Here is an 11893-nt window from a genome sequence, read left to right as displayed (position 1 = left end):
CGGCGAACGGTAGCTGTGACTACTCATCTCGCCACCCCGACGTGGAATGCCAGATCCGCTCCGCCGTCTGCACGCTGTCCCCGGCGGCCGTGTCCGTGTCGACCGCGGTGGTCGACGTCCACGCCGTGGCACTCGCGGCCATCGCGTCGTACACGACGGGGGTGGCGTCCGAGTCGCCGGTTGGACGGCTCCCGATTCTCGCGATCGCCACGGCGCGTGGTGCCCTGCATTCGAGTTCGACGAGATCGCTGTGGGTGCAGGAAGCGACGAGCGCAGCGCGCTCCCGGAGCATCGGTTGGGTCCACGACGCATCCAGCACGACCGACCTTCCCGCCGTGAGGTGGTCGCGAGCGCGGCGCAGCACCTCGGCGTAGGTGCGGTCGGTCATGGTGCCGCTGTACAGGCCCTCACCGAATCCGGCAACCTGACCGGAATGCGGATCGAGGCCGGCGAGTTCCTTGCGGACGCGGTCGCTGGAGATGACGACGGATCCGGTGACATCAGCCAATCCGCGTGACAGCGTCGACTTTCCGGTGCCGGGCAGTCCACCGACCAGAGCCATTCGCACGGTTCCGGCGCGCAGATGCCGCAAGGCCAGGCGGCAGTGCGCCCGGGCATCCTCGCGGGCAACGCGGGAACCCTGCGTGTACCGCAAACAGGCCACCTTCGCGCGGACGAACGCCCGATAGGCGATGTAGTGATGCCGCAACGATGTCGGGGGCTGGTCGTGTGCCGCGGCGCAATATCGATCGAGGAACCGCAACCCGAGGTCCTCGCGTCCGAGGTACTCGAGATCCATGGCAAGGCATGCCGCGTCGTCGATACCGTCGACGTGGCGTAGGTGGTCGTCGAAGTCGAGACAGTCGAGAATGCGCGGCCCATCGTCGAGGCAGAAGATGTCGTCCGCCAGAAGATCGCCGTGACCATCGACTGTCCGGCCTTCCCGAATGCGGTTCTCGAACAGCTGTTTCCGCCCCTTCAGATACCTGAGGGCCCGTCGCTCCACCTCGTCGACGTCCGCAGCCGGGAGGACATCGCACCGGTAACTCGTCACCTCGGAGACGTTGGCGCACCACCGCGCGGCCACCGCGCCGGGCATGGCGTCGCGATCGATGTCCGCGGACTGGTCCGCTCCGGCATGGAATCGGGCGACGACGGCGGCGATCGCATCCACGTGTGCGGTGGCGTCACCGCCCCCGCCGAGCAGCCGGGTCAGTCGTCGGTCCGACGGCATCCGGCGCATCTTGACCAGCGCTTCGGTCGGTCCTCCCGCCGGGTCCGTCAAATCGGCGACTCCGAGATACACGTCGGGGCACAGCCTGCGGTTCAATGTCACTTCACGCTCACAGGCCGCGCGACGCCTTTCGGCGGTGCCGAAGTCGGCGAACGCCGTCCGGATCGGCTTCTTCGCCTTGAAGACGACATCACCGACCATGACGACATAGGCCGTGTGCGTCTCGACTCCGTCCACCTCGAGGCCACCGATTGCCTGCGGTGGCGAACACCTCGGAGTTCTCTCGGTCGCCGACATGATGGTGCGTCACATCACGACGGGCCGGGGCAGCGCCGAAGGTCCGTCAGCCTGCGCGTCCTCATCGAGGTCGAGGTCGAGGTGAAGCGTGGTCCCGTCACGACGCAGCGCGTGCGCCCACCCCCGCTCTCGGATCACCTCGAGCATCACGGTGTTCTGCGCCAGCACCTCCGCCGTCATCCGCCCGATACCGTGTGCCCTCGCTGCGTCGACGAGCCGGGTCAGCAGCATCGTTCCGATTCCGTGCGATTGGTAATTGTGATCGACCACCAGCGCGAATTCGACCAACGGGGAGTCGTTGTCCAACTGGTGTACCGGGCTCACGTAGTTCGCGACTCCTACCAGGACGCCACCGATGTAGGCACCCAGTGCGCAATGCCCGGGGTCTTGCCGGCACAATGACGCGGCCAGATCCCCGAGATGCGTCGGACGGGCGCCGAAGAACCTCAGGTACGCGTCGTGCTGGTCCATCCGCTCGTGCAGGGACTGCACGTCGTCTCGGTCGGTGGGTCGAAGGGAGCGCACGACGACACCCGTGGTGACCGCGCGTGGCATCCGGGCTTTCATGCACCGTCACCTCCGTCGTCGGCCGTCGGAATTCATTCAAGCGTGGGAGGCGGACGCGGCGTCAGAGCCTTTGGTCCTCGACTACGGTCCTTCGCCTCTATTGCCGGTGTCGGTGGGTTCGCGATGCTGAAGGAAACCACGGACGCCCACCCGGCATCGAAGGATCCTCGAAACGCAATGACCAGCACGAACAGTGACACGGAGACCACGTCGATGGTGCACGCGCAGGCCCCGGTGGTGGAGCGGCTGATTCCCGAGTTCGGGGGGAGTTTCACGCGGGAGGCGATTGCCCGGATAGTCGCGGGCAGCATTTCGGATCTCGCGGGGGTGCCGATCGCCGACATACCGGAACTGGCCGAGCGAATTGCCCGGCAACGGCTCGTCACGGCACTCGAACGGCATCCTGAACGGTCGCCGTCCGAGCGTTGTGATCCCACACCGCGCAACCGAGTGATCGGGGCCCACCGATCCGGGGGACCGGGCCCCGTTACCGAGCGTCACCACACAGCAATCGAACAGGAGTGGCCATGACGGACCAGTGGCACGGGCGCGATGTGCAGGGGCCCGGAGCGGCGGTGACCAGACCGCTGCCCGCGACTATGTGGCCTGTGGAGATCGAGATATACGAACCCGACGCGGAGCCGACCCGTTCCCAGGCCAGGGCGCGCCTGCGTACACACGACAAGACCCTCCTCGAGGGACGGGGAGAGGCCGGCTGCCACTCTCGACACGGCACAGTACACGTCAGCCGCGAGATGGCCGCCGCTCGTGCATTGACCGACTTGGCGCACCAATTGTTCGAGCTGGCAGCCACAGAGGACGCGGCTGCATGCGGACGCGGATTGTGTCAGCGGCCATGAGCATCACTCCCACATCGCCGCCCACCAGTGGGGTGGCACCGAACTTCACCGACTACGACGGTGAAAAGTCCCGGTTTTCGTGGTCTGCCATCGAGCGTCGACTCGGGCCGGCCCCCGGTGGCTGCAACATCGCGTATTACGCGGTCGACCGCCACGACTGTGGGCCGCAGCGGGACAAGGTCGCGTTCCGGTTCGTGGGTCCGAACAAGCGCGCCGGCGAGCTACCCGTCACCGAGGTCACCTTCGGTGACTTCGCGCACCGAGTCCGCAAGTTCACCGCCGTGCTGCGCGGACTCGGCGTGGGGAAGGGCGACCCCGTCTTCGTGTTCACCGGTCGCATCCCGGAGCTGTACGTCAGCATCCTCGGGGCGTTGCGCAACGGAAGCGTGGTCTCCCCGTTGTTCTCCGCCTTCGGCCCCGAGCCGTTGGCCACGAGACTTCGGCTCGGCGACGCCCAAGTCCTGGTGACCACCGAGCAGCTGTATCGGCGGCGGGTGGAGAAGATCCGCGACTCGGTGCCGTCCTTGCGCCACGTGCTGGTGGTGGGGGATGCCGGTTCGATCACCGACGTTCCGGACACGCTCGACTTCCACAGCATGATGGTGGACGCCGACGGGGACTGCGATATCACCCCGACCTGCGCCGACGATGTTGCCCTGCTACATTTCACCAGCGGAACGACCGGTACCCCGAAGGGCGCGGTCCATGTCCACGGCGCCGTGGCCACCCATTATGCGACCGGGTTGTTCGCCCTGGACCTGCATCCAGCGGACGTATTCTGGTGCACGGCGGATCCTGGCTGGGTCACCGGCACGTCGTACGGGGTGATCACACCGTTGCTGCACGGCGTGACGTCAATCGTCGACAGCAACGAATTCGATGCCGAACGGTGGTACCGCATCCTCGAGGAGCAGGCCGTCACGGTCTGGTACACCGCGCCGACCGCGATCCGCATGCTGATGAAGTCCGGGCCGGAGTTGGCGCACAAATACTCCTACCCCCACCTGCGGCTCATCGCCAGTGTCGGCGAACCACTCAACCCCGACGCCGTTCTGTGGGGACGAGACGTGCTCGGTCGGCCCATCCACGACAACTGGTGGCAAACCGAAACGGGCGGCATCATGATCGCCAACACACCCGGTTTCGCCATCAAACCCGGATCGATGGGACGACCCCTCCCGGGCATCGACGCCGCCATCGTCCGACGCACAGGGGACGGCGGCATCGAAACCGTCGAAATACCGAATGTGGAGGGGGAACTCGCGATACGCCGAGGCTGGCCCTCGATGTTCCGCGGGTACCTGCACAATGACGACCGGTACCGGCGCGCCTTCGCGGGCGACTGGTACCTGACCGGCGACTTGGCCAAGCGCGACGCGGACGGCTATTACTGGTTCGTGGGTCGGGCCGACGACGTCATCAAATCGGCGGGTCACCTCATCGGTCCGTTCGAGGTGGAGAACGTCCTCATGGAGCATCCCGCGGTCGCCGAAGCGGGAGTCATCGGCAAGCCGGATCCGATCGTGGGTGCCGTGGTCAAAGCCTTCGTGTCCGTGAAGACGGGCTGGAACGCGGACGACGCCCTGCGCCGTGAACTTCTCGGGTACTCCCGCAAGAAACTCGGCGCCTCGGTCGCCCCCAAGGAGATCGAGTTCGTGGAGGTTCTCCCGCACACACGTAGCGGCAAGATCATGCGCAGGCTGCTCAAGGCACGCGAACTGGGTCTGCCGGAGGGGGACACATCGACTTTGGAGGTGGGCGGATGACTGCCTCGGACTTTCCCTACGACAAGGCGTTCGCGGTCGAGTTGCTGACGGACATGCTGCGCATTCGACGCTTCGAGGAGAAGGCTGCAGAGCTGTACGGCGCCCAGAAGATCCGCGGGTTCCTGCATCTGTATGTGGGGGAGGAAGCGGTCGCGGTCGGGGCCTTGCATGCCCTGTCTCCGGGCGATGCGGTGGTCGCGACCTACCGCGAGCACGGCCACGCGCTGGTGCACGGTGTCCCGATGAACTCGATCATGGCCGAGATGTTCGGGAAACGCGAAGGCTGTTCGAGGGGGCGAGGCGGATCGATGCATCTGTTCGATGCCGCCACCCGGTTCTACGGGGGCAATGCGATCGTCGCCGGCGGTCTGCCACTCGCGGCCGGTCTGGCGTTGGCCGACAAGATGCAGGGTAAGCGCCGAGTGACGGCCTGCTTCTTCGGCGAGGGCGCGATGGCGGAGGGCGCCTTTCACGAGACCATGAATCTCGCATCGCTGTGGCAGTTGCCGGTGCTGTTCTGCTGCGAAAACAACCTGTACGCCATGGGCACGGCCTTGTCCCGCTCGGAATCTCAAACGGATCTGTGCGTCAAAGCCGCGTCGTTCGACGTCCCGACGCTCAAGGCGGACGGCATGGATGTGATTGCCACCCTGCACGCGGCCCGCTCCGGCGCCGCGCACGTCCGCACGACCGGCGGCCCCTTCTTCATCGAATTCCAGACGTACCGATTTCGTGCCCATTCGATGTTCGACCCGGAACTGTATCGCGACAAGGCGGAAGTGGAGTCCTGGAAGGAGAGGGGTCCGATTCACACCTTCTCGGCGCGGCTCAAAGCGCTCGGGCTGTTCTCGGAGGAGGAGTTCCTCCGCATCGACGACCGCGTCATGTCGGAGGTCGATGCCGCGGTGAACTTCGCCGAGGCAGGCACCTGGGAGGCGCCCGGGGACCTCCTGCGCGACGTGCTCACGCCGGCGCGAACAGAGGAGGCGTCGTGAAGATCAGCTACCGGGACGCGGTGCGGGAAGCGATCCGTGAGGCGATGCACGCCGATCCGCGGGTGTTCCTCATGGGTGAGGATGTCGGACGCTACGGCGGCACGTACGCGGTGTCCAAGGGCCTGCTCGCCGAATTCGGGGACGAGCGGATCCGCGACACCCCGCTCTCGGAGTTGGGTTTCGTGGGAGTGGGGATCGGGGCGGCCGTGGGCGGGATGCGCCCGATCATCGAGGTGATGACCGTCAACTTCAGCCTGCTCGCGCTCGACCAGATCGTAAACACCGCAGCGTCGCTCCGGCACATGTCGGGCGGACAATTCTCCGTCCCCGTGGTGGTGCGCATGGCGACCGGCGCAGGCAGGCAACTCGCCGCGCAGCATTCGCACAGCCTCGAGAACTGGTACGCCCACATCCCCGGAATCCGGGTCCTGGCGCCCGCGACAGTGGCGGACGCGCGCGGCATGCTCCTACCGGCCCTCGCGGACCCCGATCCGGTGATCATCTTCGAACACACCCAGCTGTACAACTCGTCGGAAGACCTCGAGGGGCCCGTCCCGGTCGACATCGACTCGGCAGCGGTACGCCGGGAGGGAAACCACATCAGCCTGATCACGTACGGCGGTTCGCTGCCCAAAGCCCTCGCCGCCGCCGACGTACTGGCAGAGAAGGGAATCGCCGCCGAGGTCGTCGACCTTCGGGTGCTGCGCCCCCTCGACACCGACACCATCGCCGCGTCGGTCCGGAAGACACACCGTGCCGTCGTGGTCGACGAGGGCTGGCGCACCGGCAGTCTCGCAGCGGAAGTGATGGCGCAGATCGTCGAGCGCGAATTCTACGAGCTCGACGCGCCACCTCGCCGCGTGTGCAGCGCCGAGGTCCCGGTCCCGTACGCCAAGCATCTCGAATACGCGACCCTTCCTCAGGTCGAGACCATTGTGTCCACGGCGTGGAATGTGATCGGCGATCGGTAGGAACGAGGCATAGCCATGTTTGATTTCACGCTGCCTTCCCTGGGCGCCGACATGGATGAGGGAACGTTGACGGACTGGTTGGTCAAACCCGGTGACGAGGTGGAGCGCGGTCAGGCGATAGCGACGGTCGACACCGTGAAAGCGGCCGTGGACGTGGAGATCTGGCAGAGCGGCACCGTTCACCGGTTGCTCGTCGAGCCCGGAACGACCGTGTCGGTCGGAACCCCGTTGGCAACGCTGTCGAGTCCCGGAGAATCACCACCGCCCGAGCTACCGTCTGCCGATGCGGTGCCCGGCACCACCACGGTCGCCACCGCACCGGAACCAGCACCGGCACCACGGCGCAAGGTCTCACCCAGGGCGCGCCGGGAAGCGGAAAGGACAGGGATCGATCTCGCCGGTGTCACCGGGACAGGCGCCGGTGCTGCGGTCACGCTCGACGACGTTCAGCGCGCGGCAGCCCACAGCATCGAGCCTGGACCGGCCAAGGCCGAGGCCAAGACCCGCGATATGCGTCGCGCGATCGCTGCTTCCATGAGCCGCTCCAAGCGGGAGATCCCGCACTACTACCTGATGGACGAGATTCCACTGCGGACGGCGACGGACTGGTTGCGCACCGAAAATGCCGCCCGCCCGATCACCGAACGAGTCCTCCTCGCCGCTGTGCAACTCAAGGCGGTGGCGCTCGCTGCCCGGCAGTTCCCGGACCTCAACGGGTTCTGGCTGGACGGCGAGTTCCGGCCGGCACCCCACATCCACCTCGGGGTGGCGATCTCTCTGAGAGACGGAGGTCTGGTCGCTCCCGCGGTCCACGACACCGCCGACAAACCCCTCTCCCAGCTGATGGTGGAACTCGGCGATCTGGTGACCCGGGCCCGTGCCGGTTCGCTGCGCAGTTCCGAGATGTCGGACCCGACGTTGACCGTGACGAACCTCGGGGAACGTGGGGTCACCTCGGTTTTCGGTGTGATCTATCCGCCTCAGGTGGCGTTGGTGGGTTTCGGGAGGCCCAGTGAACGCCCCTGGGTGTTCGACGGAGACCTGCAGGTCGCGACCGTCGTGACAGCTACCCTCGCCGCCGATCACCGTGCCAGCGACGGAACACGGGGCGCACAGTTCCTGACCAGAATCAACGAACTGCTCCAACAGCCGGACACGTGGTGAGGACGACAGATGAACAGCGAGACGATCGACTCGAGAGTCATACGCGCATTGCGGGAGATCGCACCGGAGATCGAGGACGAGGAACTGTCCTCGGATGTGCCGTTACGCGATCAGGTCGATCTGGATTCGATGGACTGGCTGAACTTCCTCGTGCGCCTGCATGCCGTGTTCGGCGTCGATATCCCGGAATCCGACTACGCGACACTGGTGACCGTGGAGGACATCGTCGAATACATTGCCTCGCAAATACACACGTGAGGGCGACGCGGCTACTGCGGGACCTCGGCGAGCGACCGGGTGCCCGCTCCTCGGAGTTGAAGCGGAACCTGATCGCGGTGCTGCTCGCCCACTCGACCAATCTCGGTTTGACGCGGATGGCCGACGCCTGCGGCATCTCCTACGACGTGCTGTCCTGGACCGCCGAGTGGTACGTGCGGGAGGAGACGTTGCGGGCGGCGAACCTGGCGATCATCGGCTATCACCCTCTACCGGGCGGGCCCGAAATCGCGGGTGGAGTCGGATTCTCCGCTCGTCGGGCCGCTGCTGACCCGCCGAGTGAACACCGAGTTGGTCGCCGGGCACTGGGACGATTTGCTGCGGTTGGCCGGGTCGTTGAAGTTCGGCACGCGAGCGCGTCGCTGCTGGTCGGGAAGCTTTCCGCGTCGGGCCGGCAGAACACCCTTGCCGCGGCGCTGAAAGAGTATGGGGCGCTGCGTCGTACGATCTACGCCGCCCGGTATTTGTCCGATCCGGCGTATCGCCGCAGGATCTCGCGTCAGCTGAACAAGGGTGAGTCGTTGCACGCCTTGAAGCGGGATCTGCTCTACGCGCACGAGGGCGCCGTCCGTGCCCGTCACCTCGAACAGCAGACCGAGCAGGCCTGGTGCCTGACGCTGGTCACCAACGCCGTGGTGGCCTGGACGACCGAGTACTACGGGCTTGCGGTGGCCTCGATGCGCACCGCGGGACGGCGTGTCGATGACGAGGTTCTGGCCCATATCTCGCCGGCGCACAGCGCGAACATCAACTTCTTCGGCTCCATCGACGTCGACATCGAGGGCGAACTCGCCCAGCTCGGCCCCACCGGCTACCGGCCGCTGCGGGTCCGCGACACCCTGTTCTGACCTACTGTCCGATCCCGGCACCCGTGAAAGCCAGGAACACAGCATGCGGGATCTGTTCGAGTCAGTCAGTTGGACTCGTTCGTTGGCCTGAGTGTGGTCCCTTTCGCCGATCCGTTAGCGGGGGAGATCTCGGGCAACGCCATGTCACCGGGCGGCGCAACACAAAATGGCTAGGTACCGCTCCGCAAGGGGTCGATCAAATGGCCCCCACCGTCTTGCCCGACTACTGACGAGGCTCAGCGAAATTCCCCACTTCTGCTCGGCGAAATTCCCCACCTGTGAGCGGTGTTTACTGTAGCGGTTGCCGGGGTGCGGTGGTGGCTTTGCGGAGGTTTTCGGCGCGGGCGTGGTGGTCGCGGAGACGGTAGGAGTCGCCGTCGAGGTTGAGCACGACGGACCGGTGCAGCAGCCGGTCGAGCATGGCCGCGGCGACGGTGGTGTCGCCGAGGACCTCACCCCATTCACCCACGCTGCGGTTCGTGTTTACGATGATCGAAGTTTTCAGATATCGCTGCGCCACAACCTGAAACAACGCAGACGCCGCCTCGCCGGGCAACGGGAGATAGCCCAGTTCATCAATTATCAGGAGGGTGGGGCCGGCGAAGAACCGCATCGTCGTCGCCCACCGGCCCTCGATCGCCGCCCGGTGACAGCGGGCGGCGAGGTCGGCGGCGGTGGTGAAGTAAGTGCGGTACCCGGCGTGCACCGCGGCCCGCGCCAACCCCACCGACAGGTGCGTCTTTCCGACCCCCGGCGGGCCGATGAGCAGGATATTCGTGGCGCTCTCGAGGTAGCGGCAGGTGCCGAGCTCGGCGATCAACTTCCGGTCCAGGCTCGGGGCGGCGTCGTAGTCGAAGTCCTCGAGCGATGCCGGGGTCGGCAGGCACGCGAACCGCAGCCGTCCGGCCAAACGGCGGGCCTCGGTCGCATCGACTTCGATGGCGAGGAGTTCTTCGAGGGTGGCGGTCATCGACAGGTTGGTCTTCTGGGCGCGGTCGAGGACCGCCGGCAACGCTTCGGCGGCGTCGTGCAGCTTGAGCACCGCCAGATGACCGCGTAGGCGTTGGTAGAGGCTGGCCGCCGCGGGGGTGTTCGGCGCCGGAACCGCATCGGCGGCAGGAGTGGTATTCATGTCAGGGTGTTCCTTCCGCGGGCGGCCCGCTCGTAGGTGGACAGGTCGATAACGGTCGATGGCGTTGGCATCTTGGATGTCTCGGCTGCGCCCAAGGTCGTCACGTTCGACTCGCTGGTGCCCCGACGCAGTGCTTCCGCGGCCGCGATCGCGGCGGGCCCGGGTGGGATCCGTTCCTTGCGGCGGTGCGGGCGACCGACTGAGCCGGCGGCGGCCATGGCCGCCTGCTCGAGCGCGTAGACATGGCCGTGGTCGCGGACGACCACCCCGGCGCCGTCCGGGGCGAGGCGGTGGCGGGCGATGGTGATCTGCGCGGTGGTGACGATGTCGATCACCTCCGATCCGAGGACCTGGGTGACGGTGACCTGCGCCGACGCGAGCTCCGGGGGCACCGAGTACCGGTTGCCGCGGTAGGACACCAGCGCCTGCCGGGATGCGATCCGGGGTTCGGTGAGAATCGCCGGATACGGCGTGGCCGGCAGCGCCGTGAGCGGTTCGGTGGCGGCGACGGTCGCCACCGAGGCCTTGCCGTCGGCGGTGGCCCGCATCCGGGTATCGCCCCGCAGCCGGCAGAACTCGTCCACTCGTCGCTGGGCCTGTTCGACGGTGACATCGTCGGGCAGGGTGCGCCACCAGCGTTGGGCGGCAGTGTGATTGGCCTTCTCGACCACCCCTTTGCGGTTCCCTGCTTTGGGTGGGCAAATAGCCACCGCGACCCCGTAGTGCTTCGCGACGCCGGCGAAGCTCGCCGTCACCCGACCCGACTCCGGATGGCAGACGGTGGCCATCCGATCGAACCGCCATACCCTCGTCACACCGCCGAGCCGTCGGCTGACCCGGTCGAGGCCGTCGACGAGGTGCGGCTGGGTCATCGCCGGCGCCAGGATCCCGCGCCAGCGCCCCGAATGCGCCAGGGAGCCGACCAGCAGGTGCGCCATCCCGCCCCAGCCCCAGGAGGCGGGTGGATTCGGCAGGTCGACCCAGTCCCACTGAGTTTCCTCGCCGGCAGGATGGGCGATGATCGCGTTCGCCCGGTCGGTGGCGGTCGCGCAGGCCTCGCACACCGGGCGCAGTCCGCGGTCACGGATCTGCCGGGTCAGCGTCGGATACGACAGCCGATATCCGAGCTCTTCGAGCTCGTCGCACAGGGTGCGAGCCCACAGATGCGGGTCCTCGGACAACCGGCAGGTGACGTAGTCGACGAACGGTTCGAACGGGTCCGGTTCGCGGCGTTTACGCACGCCAGGGGTGCGCTCGTCGTTCAGGTAGGCCCGGACGGTCTTGCGGTCCCTTCCGGTGTGGCGGGCGATCGCCGAGATCGACCAACCTCGTTTACGTAGGGCATGTACTTCCACATCGTCCTCCCATGTCAGCATGTGAACGCGGGTCTCCTTCGACTGGCTGATGTGTGGTCAGAGACCATCAGCATCGAGGGAGACCCGCCCTCGTTGGCGAAGCCACACGGGTGGGGAATTTCAGTGAGCGTTACCGGGGAATTTCAGCGAGCGCCGTCACTACGACCCAAGCTGGCGCGGAATCCGGCGATGTAACCGATCGGTGCGGACTGCATGCCATAAGACGATCCCTATGCGAAGCGATCTCAGGCAACTCCTCGCCATGTCAACGCGCGGCGCAACACAAGAGCGCATGCAAATGGTTAGGTACCGCTCCGCGAGGGGTCGATCAAAATGGCCCTACCGTCTTGCCCGACGTCTACCCGATAACGCCTCACCCGGCAGGGGCTCGTCAGCTCGGGCCCTCGGGCCGCACGCTTGGATGCAGT

At 66.5% G+C, this 11893-nt stretch carries 11 protein-coding genes and 1 pseudogene; 8 read left to right on the top strand and 4 right to left on the bottom strand.

The window, feature by feature from the left end:
* Positions 1 to 19 precede the first annotated feature (19 nt).
* Together FND50_RS18845 and FND50_RS18840 are read right to left on the bottom strand one after the other, a co-directional pair.
* Entirely contained in the window at positions 20 to 1531 is a 1512-nt protein-coding gene (locus FND50_RS18845; RefSeq protein WP_144286685.1) for a bifunctional aminoglycoside phosphotransferase/ATP-binding protein, read from the bottom strand.
* Between the two features lie 9 nt (positions 1532 to 1540).
* A complete protein-coding gene (locus FND50_RS18840; protein ID WP_054245545.1) occupies positions 1541 to 2098 on the bottom strand; it encodes a GNAT family N-acetyltransferase in 558 nt (185 codons plus the stop codon).
* Between the two features lie 177 nt (positions 2099 to 2275).
* On the opposite strand from FND50_RS18840, the gene FND50_RS18835 reads away from it, so the two are divergent.
* The 8 genes and pseudogenes from FND50_RS18835 to FND50_RS37810 form a co-directional block, all read left to right on the top strand.
* Complete coding sequence (locus FND50_RS18835) at positions 2276 to 2629, top strand: three-helix bundle dimerization domain-containing protein (RefSeq protein WP_144286684.1); 354 nt, start codon at positions 2276 to 2278, stop codon at positions 2627 to 2629.
* Positions 2626 to 2958 (top strand): dsRBD fold-containing protein, encoded by a 333-nt coding sequence (locus tag FND50_RS18830; RefSeq protein ID WP_186301081.1) that lies wholly within the window; start codon positions 2626 to 2628, stop codon positions 2956 to 2958. Before FND50_RS18835 ends, FND50_RS18830 begins: the two co-directional genes overlap by 4 nt.
* Positions 2955 to 4724: an acetate--CoA ligase gene (gene acsA / locus FND50_RS18825; RefSeq protein WP_144286682.1), complete on the top strand. Its 1770-nt coding sequence runs from the start codon at positions 2955 to 2957 to the stop codon at positions 4722 to 4724. The genes FND50_RS18830 and acsA overlap by 4 nt, the downstream gene beginning before the upstream one ends.
* Complete coding sequence (gene pdhA / locus FND50_RS18820; protein WP_144286681.1) at positions 4721 to 5719, top strand: pyruvate dehydrogenase (acetyl-transferring) E1 component subunit alpha; 999 nt, start codon at positions 4721 to 4723, stop codon at positions 5717 to 5719. Before acsA ends, pdhA begins: the two co-directional genes overlap by 4 nt.
* Positions 5716 to 6690 carry an alpha-ketoacid dehydrogenase subunit beta gene (locus FND50_RS18815; RefSeq protein WP_144286680.1) on the top strand — a complete coding sequence of 325 codons (975 nt, stop codon included), beginning with the start codon at positions 5716 to 5718 and terminating at the stop codon, positions 6688 to 6690. The genes pdhA and FND50_RS18815 overlap by 4 nt, the downstream gene beginning before the upstream one ends.
* Before the next feature lie 15 nt (positions 6691 to 6705).
* Positions 6706 to 7854 (top strand): dihydrolipoamide acetyltransferase family protein, encoded by a 1149-nt coding sequence (locus FND50_RS18810; RefSeq protein WP_144286679.1) that lies wholly within the window; start codon positions 6706 to 6708, stop codon positions 7852 to 7854.
* Between the two features lie 9 nt (positions 7855 to 7863).
* Complete coding sequence (locus tag FND50_RS18805; RefSeq protein WP_144286678.1) at positions 7864 to 8112, top strand: acyl carrier protein; 249 nt, start codon at positions 7864 to 7866, stop codon at positions 8110 to 8112.
* Positions 8113 to 8156: 44 nt separating this feature from the next.
* Positions 8157 to 8978 (top strand): annotated as a pseudogene (locus FND50_RS37810) (Tn3 family transposase); the annotation flags it as partial.
* 289 nt (positions 8979 to 9267) lie between these two features.
* On the opposite strand, the gene istB reads toward FND50_RS37810, so the two are convergent.
* On the bottom strand, positions 9268 to 10110 hold the full coding sequence (istB, locus tag FND50_RS18795) for an IS21-like element helper ATPase IstB (protein ID WP_144286677.1): 843 nt from the start codon (positions 10108 to 10110) through the stop codon (positions 9268 to 9270).
* The gene (locus tag FND50_RS18790) at positions 10107 to 11486 is read right to left on the bottom strand and encodes a Mu transposase domain-containing protein (protein ID WP_144286676.1); all 1380 of its coding nucleotides are present in this window, start codon (positions 11484 to 11486) and stop codon (positions 10107 to 10109) included. The genes istB and FND50_RS18790 overlap by 4 nt, the downstream gene beginning before the upstream one ends.
* Positions 11487 to 11893 lie beyond the last annotated feature (407 nt).

Origin of the sequence: Rhodococcus sp. WB9, assembly GCF_007558985.1 — a bacterium.
Taxonomy (GTDB): domain Bacteria; phylum Actinomycetota; class Actinomycetes; order Mycobacteriales; family Mycobacteriaceae; genus Rhodococcus_F; species Rhodococcus_F opacus.
This window is presented reverse-complemented; position numbering and strand designations above follow the sequence as displayed.